The organism is Trueperella bernardiae (assembly GCF_001469025.1).
Taxonomy (GTDB): Bacteria; Actinomycetota; Actinomycetes; order Actinomycetales; family Actinomycetaceae; genus Trueperella; species Trueperella bernardiae.
The window spans coordinates 47,633-65,345 of record NZ_LNIZ01000008.1 but is presented as its reverse complement, the minus strand read 5'-3'; the positions used below and the strand labels follow the sequence as shown (position 1 = coordinate 65,345).

The 17,713-nt window shown below is 67.2% G+C and carries 17 protein-coding genes; 12 read left to right on the top strand and 5 right to left on the bottom strand.

Annotated elements, in window-relative coordinates:
- Positions 1-29: 29 nt before the first annotated feature.
- Positions 30-293, bottom strand: coding sequence for a metal-sensitive transcriptional regulator (locus AQZ59_RS07670; protein WP_062614080.1), 264 nt, complete (start codon positions 291-293; stop codon positions 30-32).
- A gap of 113 nt (positions 294-406) precedes the next feature.
- Here AQZ59_RS07670 and AQZ59_RS07665 point away from each other — a divergent pair, with 113 nt between their 5' ends.
- Both AQZ59_RS07665 and AQZ59_RS09650 read left to right on the top strand, forming a co-directional pair.
- The gene (locus AQZ59_RS07665; RefSeq protein ID WP_062614079.1) at positions 407-2,068 is read left to right on the top strand and encodes an FAD-dependent oxidoreductase; all 1,662 of its coding nucleotides are present in this window, start codon (positions 407-409) and stop codon (positions 2,066-2,068) included.
- 94 nt (positions 2,069-2,162) lie between these two features.
- The gene (locus AQZ59_RS09650) at positions 2,163-2,318 is read left to right on the top strand and encodes a hypothetical protein (RefSeq protein ID WP_162839030.1); all 156 of its coding nucleotides are present in this window, start codon (positions 2,163-2,165) and stop codon (positions 2,316-2,318) included.
- Between the two features lie 125 nt (positions 2,319-2,443).
- On the opposite strand, the gene AQZ59_RS07660 is transcribed toward AQZ59_RS09650, so the two are convergent.
- From AQZ59_RS07660 to AQZ59_RS07650, 3 genes are read right to left on the bottom strand one after another with little or no spacing between them, the layout of a single operon-like run.
- Positions 2,444-3,469, bottom strand: a complete 1,026-nt coding sequence (locus tag AQZ59_RS07660; RefSeq protein ID WP_062614078.1) for a dimethyl sulfoxide reductase anchor subunit family protein — start codon at positions 3,467-3,469, stop codon at positions 2,444-2,446.
- Positions 3,469-4,119: a DMSO/selenate family reductase complex B subunit gene (locus tag AQZ59_RS07655; RefSeq protein ID WP_062614114.1), complete on the bottom strand. Its 651-nt coding sequence runs from the start codon at positions 4,117-4,119 to the stop codon at positions 3,469-3,471. Before AQZ59_RS07655 ends, AQZ59_RS07660 begins: the two co-directional genes overlap by 1 nt.
- A gap of 14 nt (positions 4,120-4,133) precedes the next feature.
- Complete coding sequence (locus AQZ59_RS07650) at positions 4,134-6,578, bottom strand: DMSO/selenate family reductase complex A subunit (protein WP_062614077.1); 2,445 nt, start codon at positions 6,576-6,578, stop codon at positions 4,134-4,136.
- Between the two features lie 246 nt (positions 6,579-6,824).
- On the opposite strand from AQZ59_RS07650, the gene AQZ59_RS07645 reads away from it, so the two are divergent.
- The 6 genes from AQZ59_RS07645 to pyrE all read left to right on the top strand — a co-directional run bounded on the left by AQZ59_RS07645 (position 6,825) and on the right by pyrE (position 11,928).
- Positions 6,825-7,496: a TetR/AcrR family transcriptional regulator gene (locus tag AQZ59_RS07645; RefSeq protein ID WP_062614076.1), complete on the top strand. Its 672-nt coding sequence runs from the start codon at positions 6,825-6,827 to the stop codon at positions 7,494-7,496.
- 214 nt (positions 7,497-7,710) lie between these two features.
- On the top strand, positions 7,711-8,283 hold the full coding sequence (pyrR, locus tag AQZ59_RS07640) for a bifunctional pyr operon transcriptional regulator/uracil phosphoribosyltransferase PyrR (protein ID WP_062614075.1): 573 nt from the start codon (positions 7,711-7,713) through the stop codon (positions 8,281-8,283).
- Positions 8,280-9,257, top strand: coding sequence for an aspartate carbamoyltransferase catalytic subunit (locus AQZ59_RS07635; protein ID WP_201783176.1), 978 nt, complete (start codon positions 8,280-8,282; stop codon positions 9,255-9,257). The genes pyrR and AQZ59_RS07635 overlap by 4 nt, the downstream gene beginning before the upstream one ends.
- Positions 9,250-10,617 (top strand): dihydroorotase, encoded by a 1,368-nt coding sequence (locus AQZ59_RS07630; RefSeq protein WP_062614074.1) that lies wholly within the window; start codon positions 9,250-9,252, stop codon positions 10,615-10,617. The genes AQZ59_RS07635 and AQZ59_RS07630 overlap by 8 nt, the downstream gene beginning before the upstream one ends.
- 5 nt (positions 10,618-10,622) lie before the next feature.
- Complete coding sequence (pyrF, locus tag AQZ59_RS07625; protein ID WP_236698698.1) at positions 10,623-11,369, top strand: orotidine-5'-phosphate decarboxylase; 747 nt, start codon at positions 10,623-10,625, stop codon at positions 11,367-11,369.
- Positions 11,359-11,928: an orotate phosphoribosyltransferase gene (gene pyrE / locus AQZ59_RS07620; RefSeq protein WP_062614072.1), complete on the top strand. Its 570-nt coding sequence runs from the start codon at positions 11,359-11,361 to the stop codon at positions 11,926-11,928. The genes pyrF and pyrE overlap by 11 nt, the downstream gene beginning before the upstream one ends.
- Positions 11,929-12,098: 170 nt before the next feature.
- Here the strand turns inward: pyrE and AQZ59_RS07615 are convergent, their stop codons facing one another.
- Positions 12,099-13,190 carry a quinone-dependent dihydroorotate dehydrogenase gene (locus AQZ59_RS07615; protein WP_201783174.1) on the bottom strand — a complete coding sequence of 364 codons (1,092 nt, stop codon included), beginning with the start codon at positions 13,188-13,190 and terminating at the stop codon, positions 12,099-12,101.
- Positions 13,191-13,569: 379 nt separating this feature from the next.
- Between AQZ59_RS07615 and dnaK the strand changes: the two genes are divergently transcribed.
- The 4 genes from dnaK to AQZ59_RS09855 all read left to right on the top strand — a co-directional run bounded on the left by dnaK (position 13,570) and on the right by AQZ59_RS09855 (position 17,708).
- A complete protein-coding gene (dnaK, locus tag AQZ59_RS07610; protein ID WP_062614071.1) occupies positions 13,570-15,441 on the top strand; it encodes a molecular chaperone DnaK in 1,872 nt (623 codons plus the stop codon).
- 69 nt (positions 15,442-15,510) lie between these two features.
- Entirely contained in the window at positions 15,511-16,119 is a 609-nt protein-coding gene (locus tag AQZ59_RS07605; protein ID WP_062614070.1) for a nucleotide exchange factor GrpE, read from the top strand.
- Positions 16,120-16,154: 35 nt separating this feature from the next.
- Positions 16,155-17,141: a DnaJ C-terminal domain-containing protein gene (locus AQZ59_RS07600; protein WP_062614069.1), complete on the top strand. Its 987-nt coding sequence runs from the start codon at positions 16,155-16,157 to the stop codon at positions 17,139-17,141.
- Positions 17,142-17,189: 48 nt separating this feature from the next.
- Positions 17,190-17,708, top strand: a complete 519-nt coding sequence (locus AQZ59_RS09855) for a heat shock protein transcriptional repressor HspR (RefSeq protein ID WP_062614068.1) — start codon at positions 17,190-17,192, stop codon at positions 17,706-17,708.
- Positions 17,709-17,713 lie beyond the last annotated feature (5 nt).

The window sequence follows — 17,713 nt, the reverse complement described above, 5'->3', positions numbered from 1 at the left end:
AGTTACGTGATAATAAAGTTTCATAATGCCTAGGCGAGCGAGGTGAAGGCCTTTTCCAGCTCCTCGGGCGTGGTCAGCGGCTCGTCAGAAAAAGCGCAATTCTTCATCGCGGCGGCCACGATCGTAAACCCTGCCCGGTTGAGCGCGGACGTCACGGCGGCGAGTTGGTGGATGACGTCCACGCACTCCCCGCCGTTTTCAAAATTCTCGATGACGGCGTTGAGTTGCCCGCGGGCGCGCTTGAGTCGGTTGAGCGCCTTGCGCTGCTCGGCCTGGAGCTCTTCGATGCCCATGATGCTACCTCTTCTGTTCGGGCCCATCCTACGCGGCGGGGAGTGGTTGCGCGACGTTGTCGTCGACACTACCCTATACCCCAGGGGGTATCGAAGGGGATGGAGGTCACCCAATGAGGATCGTTGTTGTTGGTGGAGTTGCCGGAGGGATGTCGGCCGCGGCGCGTTTGCGCAGGTTGCAGGAGGGCGCCGAGATCATTGTGCTCGAGGCGGGCCCCGAGGTGTCGTTCGCCAATTGTGGCCTGCCCTACTTCGTGTCCGGCGAAATCACCGACCCGGGCGCGCTCCTCGTCCAGACCCCGGCCTCGCTCAAGGCCTCACTCAACCTCGACGTGCGGGTCAACAGCGCCGTTACCGCGCTCGACCCCGCCGCGCGCACCGTCCGCGTGAATGGTCCCGACGCCGACTACGAGCTCACCTACGACGTCCTCGTCCTCTCGCCCGGCGCCGAGGCCTTCCGCCCTGACGTGCCCGGCATCGACTCTCCGCGTGTCACCACCTTGCGCACCGTCTCTGACGCCCACGCGCTTCACGACGCCGCGGCCGGCGCGTCGTCCGCCGTGGTGATCGGCGCCGGCTTCATCGGGCTTGAAGCCGCTGAAGCACTGGCCATGCGCGGGGTGAAGACCACCGTGGTCGAGTTCGCCGACCACGTGCTGCCCCCGCTCGACACCGAGAGCGCCTACTACGTGGCCCAAGAGCTGGCCGAGCTCGGGATGGATGTGCGCACCTCCACCGCCGTCACGGCGATCGAGGAGCCGGGCGCGGGTGGGCCGGCCGACGTGGTGCTCTCCGACGGCTCGCGCGTGAAGGCAGACGTGGTGGTGCTTGCCGCCGGCGTCCGCCCCCGCACCAGCATCTGGGAGGATGCGGGAGTGGAGTGCGAGCGCGGGGCCATCGTCGTCGACGAACACGGACGCACCAACCTCGAAGGCGTGTGGGCCGTGGGCGACGCCGTGGTCTCCACGGACCTGGTGACCGGGGCGCGGCGGCCCGTGGCGCTCGCGGGCCCGGCCAACCGTGCCGGCCGGCTCGTGGCAGACGCGATCTCCGGCAACCTGTCCCACCCGATCCCGGCGGCCGCGGGCACGGCGATCGTGCGCGTGGGCAAGCTGACCGCCGCGATGACCGGCGCGAACGAGCGCGCGCTCGAGGGGATCGCGCACCACACGATCTCCCTCCACCCGGCCGACCACGCCGGCTACTTCCCCGGCGCCACCCAGATGCACATGCGCCTCCACTTCGCCGAGGATGGCAAGGTGCTCGGCGCGCAGATCGTGGGCCGCGGGGGCGTGGACAAGCGCATCGACGTGCTCGCCACCGCGATCAAGGCCGGCATGACCGTGGCCGACCTCATCGACCTCGACTTGGCCTACTCCCCGCCGTACGGCTCGGCGAAGGACCCGGTCAACATGGCCGGCATGATGGCCTCCAACGTGCTCGACCGCACGATGGACGTGTGGCACACCGCCGACCTGGCGCGCCTGCGCCAGACCCACCTCATCCTCGACGTGCGCAGCCGCGCCGAATACGAGGGCGAGGGCCACATCGACGGCGCCCTCAACATCCCCCACCTCGAGATCCGCGATCGGATGGACGAGGTTCGCGCCTCTGCGGCCGGGCGCCCTATCGCCGTACACTGCAAGTCCGGCATGCGCTCCTACCTCGCACACCGCCAGCTGGTCCAGGCCGGCAACACGTGCGTCAACCACTCCGGCGGCATGATCACCATGCTGGCCGAACTCGGCGACAGCGCGGACGGCGTCGTCAAGTAAAGGCGGCCCTGGCCGTCACCATGAACAGCTGGGAGCACAGCCGCTCTCAGGAAAAATCCTGGGGTGAAGGCCCGGGAAGAAAGAAGGAAGAACCATGTGCCAGCGCGTTACCTGCCCCAAGTGCGGCAAGCCCACCTGGGCCGGCTGCGGCAACCACATCGAGCAGGCCCTCGCCGGCGTTCCCGAATCGGAGCGCTGCCAGGGCCACGCGAAGGAGGGCGGCTCCTTCCTGTCGAGGCTCTTTGGCTAAGCCGGGGCGCGATAGAAGTCCGGGCAGTTTAAAAACACTGGACGATTCCGGGGCGATCTCCTCAAATAAGAAGATCGCCCCGGAATCGTCCAAAAAATTTCACTCCGGCTTCGCGCCGGGGTGCCTTAGCCGATGCCGATCAGCTGCATCGAGTCATAGTGCAGCGACCTGCCCATGAACTCGGCGGCGAGGATGAGCACGAACGCCGCGCTCACCACCCAGGTCAGCGTGGCCGGCTTCTCAAGCGTGGCCGAGGAGGCGTACTTGAACGCCGCGAAGCCCACGCCCACGGCGCCCAGGCCGAGCAGCACCAGGCGCATCCAGAAGAACGCGCCGGAGAACGCCGCCGCGGAGATGGCCGCCGCCGGCTCGGGGTGGGTGGCCAAGTGCTGCACGTGTGCCACGTAGGAGATGAGGATCCCCACCGCCACCAGGGCGACCAGGGCCATGCAGGCTTTGACGATCTGGGTGGTGAGCTTCCATTCCTTGTCCGTGGCGGGAGCATGAATCTCGGCCAGGTTGCGGTCGATGCCGAGGCGGGTCTGCCAGGCGGGCGGCGTCGTCGTGCGAGACGGAACCGCAACCGGGCCGCGCTCGGTGGCGGGCGTGCGCTGCCGGATCGCCGTCATTGCAACGAGGGACACGACGACGGCGGCCGCGCCCAACATCAACGTGGTGGCGAAGAACTGGAACGGGACAACCCAGGTGTTCCACGCCGGGACGGTGACGAGCGAGGAGTAGATCATCGACATCGACCACACGAGCCCGATACCGACCAGGCCCGTCACCATGCCGAGCGCAATGCGCGCCTTGGCCGGGCCGACCCGGAACCACTGCAGGAGGGCAAAGAGGAAGCCCAGCCCGGCGAAGCCGACGCCGAACACGATCTCGCGGCTCAGCCACGATGAGCCCACGTGGCGGAAAACGTTGAGGGTGTGGGTGACGTCGTTCATGTGGAACATGGAGGCGACCAGGCCGAACACCATCACCGGGCCGATCACATACAGGATCGGGGTGGTGAGGCGGTCGGTGGTGCGCTCGTCGGTGGTGGCGGTGAGCCAGAGCTGGATCGCACCGAGCACGAGGAACATTCCCACGCACAGCTGGGCCACCACGGTGAAGATAATCATGGGTAATTCGTGGAGGTTCATCAGATCTCCTTGGGGTTGAGGATCTCGCCGTTGGCGGAGTTCCACGGCTGGGCGTCCTTGTGCGGGTGGATGACCAGGCGCGGCTTGGTGATCGAGGGGTCGGGGAGTGGGGCGATGCCATCCTCGGTGCCGAACTGCGCGCGCAGGTCGTCGATCGGGCCCCAGTCCAGTGCGCGCGACGGGCACGCCGTGACGCACGCGGGCTCCTGGCCGGTGGAGCGGTAGTCGTAGCACAGGTCGCACTTGGACATGTGGCCTTCCTCCGCGTTGAACTGCGGGGCGCCATAGGCGCAGGCCCACTCGCAGTAGCGGCAGCCCACGCACTTGGAGGAGTCCACGTAGACCGTGCCGTCCTCGCGCCGGCTCATCGCCGTGGTGGGGCAGACCTGCATGCAGATCGCGTCCTCACAGTGGTTGCACGAGATCGACGTGTAGTAGGCGAACACGTTCATCGAGAACGCCCCGTCACTCATCGTGGTGGTGCCGCCCGCGTACTCCACCACGCGGCGCCAATTGACGCCGATCGGCAGGTCGTGCTTGTCCTTGCAGGCGATCTGGCAGGCCTTGCAGCCCGTGCAGAGCTCCTGGTCGAAGTGGAAGCCGTAGTTACCCCCGGCAACGGCGTAGCTTGCCGAGTCCTTGTCAGTCATGATTCCCATCGAGATCACGCCTTCTCAACTTGAACGAGCGCCGTGTGCCCCGGGTTCCCCTTGGCGAGGGGGGAGGGGTGGTACTTCATGAGCGTGTTGATACAGCCGCCTTCGTCGACGCCGTCGGCGTTCGGCTTGTACCACGCGCCCTGCGGCAGGGACACGACGCCGGGCACGATGCGCGGAGTCACGCGCGCCTCGGTCTTGACCTTGCCGCGGTCATTGAACACGTAGATCGTGTCGCCGTTGGCGATGCCGCGAGCCTCCGCGTCTGCGGGGTTGATCCACAGCATCTGCGGGTGCAACTCCAGACCCTTTTCGAGGTTCGCGTAGCTGGAGTGGGTGCGGCCCTTGTAGTGGTGAGCGATGCACTGCAGCGGGTACTTATCGTTCGTACGGGCCTCGGCCTGGCCCTCCCACGTCTCGAGGTACTCGGGGATCGCGGTGACGCGGTCGCCCGCGCGCTCGCCCTCGAAGACCCACGTCTTGGAGTATTCGTACAGCGGCGCGGAGAAGATGTCGATCTTGCCCGACGCCGTCTCCAGCGGATTCGCCTCGGGATCCTCGCGGAAGTCCTTCATGGCCACCCGGTGCTTGCCGGAGTAAGCGCGGAAGACGCCGACCTCGGGCCAATCCTCCTCGGTGGGGAAGCCCTCCACGTTGGCGCGGGTCTCATCGATGAGCCACCGGCGCCACTCCTCCTGGGTGCGGCCCTGGGTGAACTCCTGCTCGATGCCAAGACGGCGCGCGATCTCGGTGCACATTTCGTAGCCGGTCTTCGCGTCGTACAGCGGCTCGATCGCCTTGTCGCCCCAGATCGCCCAGCCCATGTCGCCACACGAGGCGCCGGGGATGATGTCGATCTCCTCGAAGTTTGTGGTGGAGGGAAGGACGATGTCGCCCCAGTCGCAGCTGGCGGTCCACTGGTGGTCAATCACCACGATGAACTCGCATTTCGTGTCATCCCGCAACGCCTCTTGGGTGTAGTGGATGTCGTTGTGCTGGTTGATGAGGGTGTTGGAGGCGTTGACCACCATGAGCTTGATGCCCACGTCCAGCTTCTTCTTGCCGCGCACGCCGTCCTTTTCGGCCGTCATCGACGGTCCGTCCATGATGGCGTCGGGCCAGTTGAAGCAGGAGATCTGCGTGCTCACGGGCGGCTTTTCGCCGTCGAAGAGCGGGAATGCCTTGACGGGCAGGGTGGTGTTGCCCTCGCGGGCGCCGTTGCCGCCGCCCGGGATGCCGATGTTGCCGGTCACGGCGGCGAGGGTGAAGACCGCGCGCGCGCCGTTCTCCCCGTTCGCGTGGCGCTGCAGGCCCCAGCCCTGGGTGATCGCGCACGGCTTGGCGTTCGCGATCTCGCGGGCGAGGCGGCGGATGGTCGTCGCCGGAACGCCGGTGATGTCCTGCGCCCACTCGGGGGTCTTCTCGATGCCGTCGGCCCCCTTGCCCTCGATGTAGGAGCGGTAGGAGTTGTGCGGCGGGATGCCCTCAGGCATGTGGTCCTCGTCGAAGCCGACGCAGTACTTGTCGAGGAAGTCCTGGTCCTGGAGGTTCTCGGAGAGGATCACGTGGATCATGCCGGCCACGAGCGCGGCGTCGGTGCCGGGCTTGATTGGCACCCACTCGTCGCCCACGGCCAGCGCAGTCTCTGAGTAGCGCGGGTCGATGATGATCGTCCGGATCCCGTACTCGGACTTCGTCTTTTGCACGACGGCGAGCTCGCCGCCGCCCGACATGCGGGTCTCCAGCGGGTTATTGGCGAACATGACCTGGAGCTTGGAGTTCTTCACGTCCTCGAGCGAGTTGGACGGGATCCAGCCGCCATAGTGGAACAAAGTGCCGGCCGTGAGCTGGGCCGTGGAGTAGTCGCCGTACTGGCCGAGGTAACCACCGTAGGTGTTGAGCAGGCGCGGCCAGGTGCCGCGCTTCGTGATGTTGCCGCCGGTGGAGCCGGAGCCGTAGTGATACCACAGGGCTTCGTTGCCGTAGGTTTCCTTCACGCGCTTGAGTTCGGAGGCGATCGTGTCGAAGGCCTCCTCCCACGTGATCTCCTCCCACTTGCCCTCGCCGCGCTGGCCCACGCGCTTCATCGGCTTCTTGATGCGATCGGGGGAGTAGATGCGCTCGCGCTGGTTGCGACCGCGCACGCACGCCCGGATCTGGAAGTCGCCAAATTCGTCCGAGCCCGTGTTGTCCGCGAGCACGCGAACCACGGCGCCGTCCTTGACCTGGAGGCGCAGCGGGCAGCGGGACTGGCAGTTGGCCAGGCAGGCGTTCCACACCGTCTTATCCACGCCTTCCATGCCGTCGGTCTGAGCGGCCACGGCAGGAGTGGGGAGATGAGAGGTGGTCGCAGCGAGGCCAGCTACTCCGGCAGCCACGCCTGACCACTTGAGAAATGTTCGGCGAGACGGGCCAGTCGTCCCGTCTAGCTTCGGGGGCAGAGTCTGAGTCATGCCGGTTCTCCTTATCGAGTCGGTCCGCCCCGGGGTGCCGGGGTCATGTTCCGAATCTATCTGCTAAAAGACAGGTGTTTAACAGTGACGACCCGCCTACCAGGACTTTTGTGGCCCAATGTCTGATTTGCCCGAAATAAATAGGTGATAGTTTGGCTTCTAATATGCGGCTGCGCCGGGGCGGCAGGGCCGAAGGGACGGGGCGGCAGGGTGTCGTCGTCGGTATAATTCCTGCCAGGAGGCGCGATGGAGATGAACAACGACCCGCGGTACGTGCGCGTGCGCGGGCAGCTGTGTGACGCGGCGCGCCGGCTCGCCCTGACCAAGCCGGCGGATTCCATCACGGTGGCGGAGCTAACGCGCGAGGCCGGGGTGTCGCGCACTACCTTCTACCAGCACGGGGATTCGCCGGCGCAGTTCGTTGCGGACATGGTGGTCGACGTGCTGCAGCCCTACCTTGACGAGCTGATCGACGCCGTTGCCACCCCGAACGAGAACTACCTCCTGCGCTGGCGGGAGACCTACGTGCGGATGCTAACCGAGCTGCGCGAGCACCGGGAGTTCCTGAGCGCGCTGTTCGCCCCGAATCAGCCGGTGGTGGTCGGGCACATTACCCGCCGTCTGGCCCTCATCTTCGACGCCTACGTGGACGAGTTCACCTCCCACCTGCGCGAGGAAACCGTGTCGAACCTGTGGACGGCGATGGCCACCACCCAGCAGGTGTACAACCTCATCGCGGTGCTGGTGGCGTGGCTTGGCACGGACATGAAGGAGAGCCCGGACGTGGTGGTCAACACCTACCTCTCTCTCGCGCCGCCCTGGCAGCTGGCACGCTTCCAGGATGATGGCACGGTGTCGCTACGCCGCCTGCGCGCCATTTCCGACATCGCCGCCGGCGCCCGGGGCCGCAAGCTGTAAGTGGTGCCACGGCGCGGCGGCTCGACACGTGCCGCGAGGCGGGCTAGGCTGTGGGTAGTCTTTAAGGCGGTCAGAGAACCGGCAAGACGCCTCGCTTCTGCCCTGCCTTCTGGCGGGGCTTTTTACTGCCAGGGGTACGGGCGCGGCACCGCGGCAACGCGTGCCTGAACGACGCGCGGCACCGCGCTCTCTTTCCGCGAGGGAAGGAGAAGGAATGACCACCGTGCTCGACGCGCCGGCAATCGGCCGCTCCCTCATCCGCATCGCCCACGAAATCCTCGAATCCACGCGCGGCACCGACGGCCTGGTGCTGGTGGGCATCATCAACCGCGGCGACACCATTGCCCGCCACCTCGCCACCATGATCAAGCGCATCGAGGGCGTGGAGGTCCCGGTCGTCCACCTCGATATCACCGATTTTCGTGACGACGCCCGCCCGGCCAGCGCCCAGCCCGCGCGCCCCGCGCCCGGAGCGGCTGAAGGTGACGACGCGGGCCGCGGTGCCGGCGTTGTGATCCCGGACCTAACGGGAAAGAAGGCGGTGCTGGTCGACGACGTCCTCTACACGGGCCGCACCGCGCGCGCCGCGATGGACGCGCTGCTCTCGGCCGGCCGCCCGTCGCGCATCTGGCTGGCCGTCCTGGTGGATCGCGGGCACCGCGAACTACCCATCCGCGCAGACTTCGTGGGCAAGAACGTGCCCACGCACGCGGCCGACAAGGTCGTGGTCAAGATCGAACCCACAGACAAGCAGACCTCGGTTGAGGTTGTGGAGGTTTCCCGATGAGTATCCTGTCTACCCGCCACCTGATGACGATGGACGACCTGTCCATCGCCGACATCGAAACGATCCTCGACCGCGCCGACCTGCACGCCGCCGCCAACGCCTCCGGGCCGGGCACCAAGAAGCACGGCAGCCTGCGCGGGCAGACGATCGTCAACCTCTTCCTGGAGCCCTCCACTCGCACCCGCACCTCCTTCGAGATCGCGGGCAAGCGGCTCGGCGCGGACGTCATCAACATCTCCGGCTCGGCGTCCTCGATCGCGAAGGGGGAGTCGCTGGTGGACACCGCGCAGACCCTCGACGCGATGGACACCGACATGGTGGTCATCCGGGCGCGCGCCGCCGGCAGCCCCCAAATCGTGCGCCGCAACATCCGCGGCTCGGTTATCAACGCCGGCGACGGCAAGCACGAACACCCCACCCAGGCCCTCCTCGACCTGCACACCATGCGCGCCAACTTCGGCCGGATCGCGGGTCTGCGCGTGGCGATCGTGGGCGACATCGCGCACTCGCGCGTGGTCGGCTCGCTCGCCCGCGTGCTCGGCCGGCTCGGCGCGAGCGTGGTGGTGGCCGGCCCGCCCGCCTTCCTGCCCGCCCGCCCCGACGTGCTCGGTGTGGAAGTGGCCGCTAGCGTGGACGAGGCGATCTACGGCGCCGACGTCGTCTACCTCCTGCGCATCCAGCTCGAGCGGCTCGGCAGCCTGCAACTCCTACCCTCGTTACGCGAATACGCCCGCTTCTGGGGTATGAACTCGCAGCGCCTGGCCGCGCTCGCCCCACACACAGTCATCATGCACCCCGGCCCTATGAACCGCGGCGTGGAAATCACGCAGGAGGTGGCCGACTCGATCCCGGCCCGCGTGCTCAACCAGGTCAACTCGGGCGTGGCCGTGCGGATGGCCATCATGGAACTTCTCCTCGCGAACTGTGCCGAGGATCTGTCCCCCATCGCCGCGAAGGAGCTGGTCAATGCGTAAGATTCTGCAGGGTGCGCGGGTCGTGGACCCCCAGGTGGGGCTCGACGCCGTGGCCGACATTTACGTCCGGGACGGCCGGATCGTGGCGATTGTTGTCGACGTCGACGGGCCGGCGAACGCCGAGGGATCGGACGCGGCGGGAGCTTCGGACGCGGCGGACGCGGTCGGCGTCGTTGGCGAATGGGCGGAAGTCGAGCGGGTGGACCTGCGCGGCAAGGTGGTGCTGCCGGGACTGTTCGACATGCACGTGCACTTCCGCGAGCCCGGGCAGGAGCACAAGGAAGATATCCTCACCGGCTCGCGCGCGGCGGCCCGCGGCGGCTTCACCGGGGTGGCGACCATGGCGAACACGACGCCGGTGGTGGACAACGGCAAGCTGATCGAGAGACAGATCGAGCGTGGCGAGGAGGTCGGGCTCGTGGACATCTTCCCGATCGGTGCCGTGACGAAGGGGCTCGAAGGCAAGGAGCTCGCCGAGATGGGCGAGATGGCCGAGGCCGGCGCGGTCGCCTTCTCCGACGACGGGCACGGCATCCAGCACGGCGGGCTCATGCGGCTCGCGCTCGACTACGCCAAGGTGTGGGACCGGCCGATCATCACGCACTCGCAGGATGATGCGGTGGTCGGTAGCGGCGTCGTGAACGAGGGCGTGGTCTCTACGCGGCTGGGGCTCGCCGGCTGGCCTGCCCAAGGGGAAGTGGTGCAGATCTTGCGCGACGTCGAGCTGGTGAGGCTGACCGGCGGGCGCATGCACGTGGCCCACATCTCCACGGCGCCCGGGGTGGAGGTCGTGCGTGAGGCGAAGGCCGCCGGGCTGGATGTGACCGCCGAGGCGACACCGCACCACCTATTCCTCACCGAGGACGACATCACCACCGAATACGAAACGTACCTGAAGGTCAACCCGCCGCTGCGCGCCCACGCTGACGCGGAGGCGCTGGCCCAGGCCGTGGTGGACGGGACGATCGACGTGATCGCCACCGACCATGCCCCGCATGCTGCGCATGAGAAGGACCTCGAGTTCGAAAACGCGCCCTTCGGGATGATCGGGCTGGAGACCTCGCTTCCGGCCGTGTTCACCGGGCTCGTGCAGCCCGGGCGGATCGGGTGGGACCGCGTGGTCGAGCTCATGGTGGCGCGCCCGCGCGAGATCCTGCGGCTCGCACCCCAAAAGATCGAAGCCGGGGCCGAAGCCAACCTGTGCGTGTTCGACCCCGAAGGGACCACGCCGGTGGACCGGGAGCATTTGGCCTCAAAGTCGGCGAACTCCGGGTTCTGGGGGCGCGTGCTCCACGGCGAGGTGTGGGGCACCATGCTCCGTGGGGAGTTCACCTACCGCGAGGGGGCGGTGGCCAAGTGAGCGAGATGGCTGGCGGCGTGGCTGGGGCTGCGGGAGACGGGGATATGGCCGGGGCGGCCGGGCGCGTCATCGTGGCCCTCGACCTGCCTGAAGGCGAGGCGCTCGCGCTCGCGGACATGCTCCCGCGCGGGGCGTGGCTCAAGGTGGGCATGACCCTGTTCTACGCGGCCGGGCCGCGCATTGTGACCGAGCTGAAGGCACGCGGATTCCACGTTTTCCTGGACCTCAAGCTCCACGACATCCCACACCAGGTGCGCGCGGCCAGCGCCGTGCTCGGGGAGCTCGGCGCGGACCTGCTCACCGTGCACGGCGCGGGCGGCGCCGACATGGTCGCCGCCGCCCGTGAAGGCCTGACCCGCGTGGGTGCCCCCACGAAGATTCTGGCTGTCACCGTGCTGACTTCGATGGACGCCGCCGGTTTGGAACAGATCGGCGTGGGGCGGGCCCTGCCGGACCAGGTGCGCGAACTCGCGCGAGCCTCTTATGCGGCGGGGGCGGACGGCGTCATCTGCTCACCGCTGGAAGCGGGCGACCTGCGCGGCGTGCTCGGCCCCGAGGCGCTTATCGTCACGCCCGGGGTGCGGCCGGCTGGCGCGGACATCGGCGATCAGTCGCGCGTGGCTACGCCCGGCGCGGCGGTCAAGGATGGGGCGAGCCACGTGGTCGTCGGAAGGCCGATCACGCAGGCCGCGGACCCGGCGGCGGCATTCGAGGCAATCGCCGCAGATATCAGGGGGAACAATGCTCACTAACGATGAGATTCTGGCGCGCGTGCGCGAAACCGAAGCGATCCGGCACGGGCACTTCGCGCTGACGAGCGGACGGCACTCCGACACGTACATTCAGTGTGCGCGGGTGCTCGAATCGCCGGACGTGACGGCCGCGCTCGCGCAGGAGGCGGTGCGGCGGCTGGACGTGGAGGTCGACATAGTGGCCTCGCCGGCCGTGGGCGGCATGCTGTTCGGCTTCGCGGTGGCGCTCGCCCTGCACAAGCGCTTCGTGTTCACCGAGCGGGTGGACGGCGCGATGCAGCTTCGGCGCTCCTTCGAGATCCCGCGCGGGGCGCGCGTGCTCGTGGTGGAGGACGTGGTCACCACCGGCGGGTCCGTGGCTGAGGTCGTGGCGCTCGTGGAGGCGGCGGGCGCCGAGGTGGTGGGCGTGGTCGCGCTCATCGACCGCAAGACCGAACGCAAGTTTACCGCGCCCTTCTACCCGCTGCTCTCCCTACCCACGGAATCGTGGGCGCCGGAGGAGTGCGGGCTGTGCGCGGCGGGCGAGGAGCTGGATTCGCCGGGCAGCCGCCGGCTGTAGCCGGCCGGTACCCGGTTGTACCTGCCGAAAACGTCCCTTCGCGGGACGATTGTAATATTTTGGACGATTCCGGGCCGATCTCCTCATATAAGAAGATCGGCCCGGAATCGTCCAGTGAATTCAAATCCGGCCCGGCGGCGCCCCGGTCCGCCGGCCCAGTGCGCCCGGCCTTAGAGCGCCGCGATCTCCCTGATGAGGGCCGGTCCGCGGTAGATGAACCCGGTGTAGAGCTGGATGGCTTTGGCGCCGGCGTCGAGGGCGGCGGCTGCGTCGGCGGCGGTCATGATTCCGCCCGATCCCACGACGTCGACGCCCGAGTGCTCAGCCACGTACCGGATCACCTGCAGGGAGCGCCGGGTGAGCGGCGCGCCGGACAGTCCGCCCGTCTCGGCGGCCGCGGAGGAGCGTAGGCCGGCGGGCCGGGCGTTGGTGGTGTTGGTGGCGATGAGCGCGTCCACGCCCATCTCCTCGGCCACGCCTAGCACGCCATCGATCTCGAGCCACCCCATGTCGGGGGCGATCTTGAGCCACAGCGGCAGCCGGTCGCCGGCCCGCACCTCGTTGAGTGCCTGGAGTAGGTCGCGTAGTGCGGCCGGGTCCTGCAGGTCGCGCAGCCCGGGGGTGTTGGGGCTGGAGACATTGATCGCCACGTAGTCAGCCACGTCGGCCACTTCGCGCAGGCAGTCGACGTAGTCGGTGATGAAGTCCTCGTTCGGCGTGGTCTTGTTCTTGCCGATGCTCATGCCGATCCGCAGGCCGAGCGCGTAGTTCCCGCGCTTCACGCCCCACGCGCGCAGCCGCCCGGCGCCGGCCGCTGCGCCCGGGTTGTTGAAGCCCATCCGGTTGATGATTGCCTGGTCTTGTGGCATGCGGAACATGCGCGGTTCGGGGTTGCCGGGCTGTGGGCGCGGTGTGAAGGTGCCGAGCTCCGCGCCGGCGAACCCGAGCGCCGACCACATCCGCGCCGCCTCGCCCGTCTTGTCCAGGCCGGCGGCGAGTAGCACGGGGTGGCGGAACTCCACACCGCCTGCGCGCACGGGCTTGGTCGGCACGCGCAGCACGGGCAGGTTGGCGGAGATCTGCGCGCCGAAGCTCCCAAGCAGCCCGCCCGACGCCCCCAGCGCCCGCATCATGAGGTCATGGATCTCCTCGGGGTCCTTGCGAAACAGGAGTGGCCGCGCGATCCGCTCATAGCCAAACGCCGACGACGCCGTCACCGCGGCCCTCGCCATCTTCGCCGCGTTGTCGAGTGTGAAGTCCATGTGCGCACCTTTCGGCGTGGTTCAGCCAGTTCACCTCAGTTTACCGGCAATGCCCGCGCTCCCCGCTCCTTCTCATCCCCTGGCCGGCGAGATCTCAGTTTTCGGACGACGCCGTCCGCGCACTCGCCGCCGCGCCTTCCAGTCACGCCTCGCCCCACCCTGCCCAGCCGCTCCAGGATCGACGCAAGGTTGGCGCGAAGTCACGGTTCCGGCGTCGTCGGAACCCACCCTTGCCCCGCTCCCCAAAGTTGAGCGGAAGTGACTCAAGAAATAGTCACAGGTATTGACGAAACTTTCTCGAGCGCCTTATCCTGTATTCGGAACAAAACATAGAAGGGGTTGCGGGCTGCGGGCCCGAATCCGAAAGAAGGAGTTACACATGGCACGTGCAGTTGGTATTGATCTTGGTACCACCAATTCCGTGGTCGCTGTCCTTGAGGGTGGCGAGCCCACGGTTATCGCGAACGCGGAGGGCATGCGGACCACCCCGTCGGTGGTGGGTTTTTCGAAGACGGGCGAGGTGCTGGTTGGTGAGATCGCCAAGCGCCAGGCTGTCGCTAACCCGGACCGCACGGTTTTGTCGGTCAAGCGCCACATGGGCGATTCGTCGTGGAAGGTCGCAATTGACGACAAGTCCTACACCCCCCAGCAGATCTCGGCCTACATCCTGCAGAAGCTGAAGAAGGATGCGGAGACGTACTTGGGCGAGCCGGTCACGGACGCCGTTATCACGGTCCCGGCCTACTTCAATGACGCGCAGCGTCAGGCCACGAAGGACGCGGGCCAGATCGCCGGCCTCAACGTCCAGCGCATTGTCAATGAGCCCACGGCGGCGGCGCTCGCCTACGGCCTGGAGAAGGGCAAGGAAGATGAGATGATCCTCGTCTTCGACCTGGGCGGCGGTACGTTCGACGTGTCGCTGCTGGAGGTCGGCAAGGATGACGACGATTTCTCGATCATCCAGGTCCGCGCCACCTCGGGCGACAACAAGCTCGGTGGCGATGACTGGGATCAGCGCATTGTGGACTGGCTGGTCTCGCAGACGAAGAACGCTTACGGCGTGGACCTGTCGAAGGACAAGGTGGCAGTCCAGCGTCTCAAGGAGGCCGCTGAGCAGGCGAAGAAGGAGCTGTCGTCGGCAACCTCCACGAACATTTCGCTGCAATACCTGTCGATGTCTGAGAACGGCCCGATCCACCTGGATGAGACGCTCACCCGCGCCAAGTTTGAGGACATGACGCGCGATCTGCTCGAGCGCACGAAGGCACCGTTCAAGAAGGTCATCGAGGATGCGGGCATCAAGCTGTCGGAGATCGATCACGTGGTGATGGTCGGCGGTTCTACCCGTATGCCGGCCGTGACCGAGGTGGTCAAGGAGCTGACGGGCGGGCGCGAGCCGAACAAGAGCGTGAATCCGGACGAGGTCGTGGCCGTGGGCGCTGCCCTGCAGGCCGGCGTCATCACGGGCGACCGCACGGACGTCCTGCTCATCGACGTCACCCCGCTGTCGCTCGGCATCGAGACCAAGGGTGGCGTGATGACCAAGCTCATCGAGCGCAACACGGCGATCCCCACCAAGCGTTCGGAGGTCTTCTCCACCGCTGAGGACAACCAGCCGTCGGTGCTCATCCAGGTCTACCAGGGCGAGCGCACCTTCGCGCGTGACAACAAGCTGCTTGGCACGTTCGAGCTGTCCGGCATTGCGCCGGCCCCGCGCGGCATCCCGCAGATCGAGGTCACCTTCGATATTGACGCGAACGGCATTGTCCACGTCTCCGCGAAGGATCGCGGCACGGGCAAGGAACAGTCCGTCACGATCACGGGCGGCTCGGCCCTGTCGAAGGAGGACATCGAGCGCATGGTGAAGGAGGCCGAGGAGAACGCGGCCGAGGACGCCAAGCGCAAGGAGGAGGCCGAGGTCCGCAACTCCGCGGAGCAGCAGTCCTACTCGATCGAGAAGCTCCTCGATGAGAACAAGGACAAGCTCGACGATTCCGTGACCAGCGAGGTCCGCGCCGCTGCCGAGGCGGTCAAGGAGGCCCTCAAGGGTGACGACGTCGAGGCGATCAAGTCCGCCCAGGAGGAGCTGAACACGAAGGCTCAGAAGATCGGCGAGGCGCTCTACGCCCAGGCCCAGCAGGAAGGCGCCCCCGGCGCTGAGGGCTGGACGGATGCGGCGAACGCGGCTCGTGATGCCGAGGATGACGTGGTCGACGCCGAGATCGTTGACGACGAGGATTCCAAGAACTAACGCGGGCTGAAGGGGGCGGCGTGTTACGCCGCCCCTTGTCCGTACAGGCATTCGGAGAAAGGAATGGGCATGACGAACGAGAATTTCGGTGGCCAGCCCGATGAGCAGATGAACGACGTCGCCCAGGCCCCCGATCAGGCGGCGCCCGAGCAGGACACCACCCAGCCCGCCACGGACGCGGGCGAGGACGCAACCGGGCAGACCGACGTCGTTGGCGAGCTGTCCGAACTGGACCAGGCGCTGCTGCGCGTGGCCGAACTGGAGGAGGAGCTGGCGCGCCGCAAGGCCGACCTGTACAACCTCGGCCAGGAATACAACGGGTACGTCAAGCGCTCGAAGGCGGAGGCGCGCGTGCAGTACGAGGCGGGGATCACGAAGGTGATCGACACGCTGCTGTCCGTGCTCGACGACGCCGCCCTCGCCCGCCAGCACGGGGACCTCACGGGGCCCGCCGGCGCGGTGGTGGACAAGCTCGAGCAGACGCTACAGACGAACTTTGGGCTCGAACGCTACGGCGAACCGGGCGACGAGTTCGACCCCGAGCATCACGAGGCGCTGATGAACACCACGTCGGCGGATGTGGAGGTCCAGCAGGTCGCCCACATCATCCAACCCGGCTACAAGCAGGGCGAGAAGGTTGTGCGGCCGGCGCGGGTCGGCGTCGTGAGCCCGGAGTAGAAGACGAACAGTGACGGAAGGCAAGGAGGTGAAGAATGGCAGCTAGTCAGGATTGGATGTCGAAGGATTTTTACGCGGCGCTGGGGCTGAAGAAAGACGCGACCGAAGCCGAAATCAAGAAGGCCTACAACACGTACGCACGCAAGTACCACCCGGATCGCAACCCGGGCGACAAGGCGGCGGAGGAGAAGTTCAAGGCCGCCTCCGAGGCGTACCAGGTGCTGTCGAATGCGGAGGACCGCAAGCAGTATGACGCGATCCGTTCGATGGCCGGCGGCGGCGCGCGATTCTCACCGGGCGCCGGCGGGTTCGAGGACATCTTTTCGAACTTCGGCGGCGGCAACGTGCGGTTCACCGCGAATGGGGCGAATCCGGGCTTTGAGGACATCCTGTCGCAGATGTTCGGCCAGGGCGCGCCGCAGGCAAACGGCCAGGGAGGCTTCGGGTTCTTCGGTTCACGACGCCGCCCGGAGCGTGGCGCCGACGTGGAGACGTCGATTTCGATCCCGTTACGTCATGCGGTAGACGGCACCACCGTCACCGTGACGAGCGGCGGGGAGAAGGTGACCGCGAAGATCCCCGCGGGGATCGCGAACGGCCAAAAGATCCGCATCAAGGGCAAGGGCGGCCAGGGGCAAAACGGTGGCGAGCGCGGGGACGTGCTGGTCAAGGTCACCGTGGAGCCGCACCCGGTCTACGATCTCGACGGGCGGGACGTGTACGTCAACGTGCCTGTCTCGTTCGATGAGGCGGCGCTGGGCGCCACGATCGAGGTGCCCACGCTCGAGGGCAAGCAGGTCAAGGTCAAGGTGCCGGCCGGCTCCAGCTCGGACAAGGTGATGCGCATGCGCGGGAAGGGGCTCGCCTCCCACCACGGGGCGAAGGGCGACATGTACGTGCGCCTGAAGGTCGTGGTGCCGAAGCGGCTCTCGGACGAAGCGCGGGCCGCCGTGGAACAGTTCCGCGACGTGACCGCCGACGCCGATCCGCGGCGCGAGTTCGATCAGATGGCTAGGATTTAAGGGAGGCCTGCCGGGAGGTCGGCGGGCCGAGAGTCAAGGAGGTGAGTGATGGCGAAGGTATCGAAGTCGGCACCCATTTTGTCGGTGACGGTGGCTGCGGAGCTGGCGGGAATGCACGCCCAGACGGTGCGCCAGTATGACCGGATGGGGCTTGTCACCGCTCACCGCACGCGAGGCGGGGGCCGGCGATACTCGCTGGCCGACGTCGAGAAGCTGGTCGAGATTCAGCGCCTGTCCCAGGAGGAGGGCGTGAGCCTGGCCGGCATCGCGAAGATTTTTGAGTTGCAGGCACGGCTGGAGAAGGCGGAGCGGGCGCGGGAGCGGCTCGAGCGGGAGAACGCCCGGATGCGGGCCGCCCTCGAGCTGCTGCGCGACGAGCTGACCCGCCGCGACTCCCGCCTGAACAGGGTGTTCGCCGCGGACCCGTCCGGCGACGTGCTCATGGCCGAACGCTTCGAAGACCTGCGCTCGGCGCTGCGCGAGCAGATGGAGCGCGAGCGAATGGTCGCCGGCAACGACGTGGTGCTCTGGCGCCCGCGCTACCTCGTCCCGCAGGGGCTGTTCTAACCCGT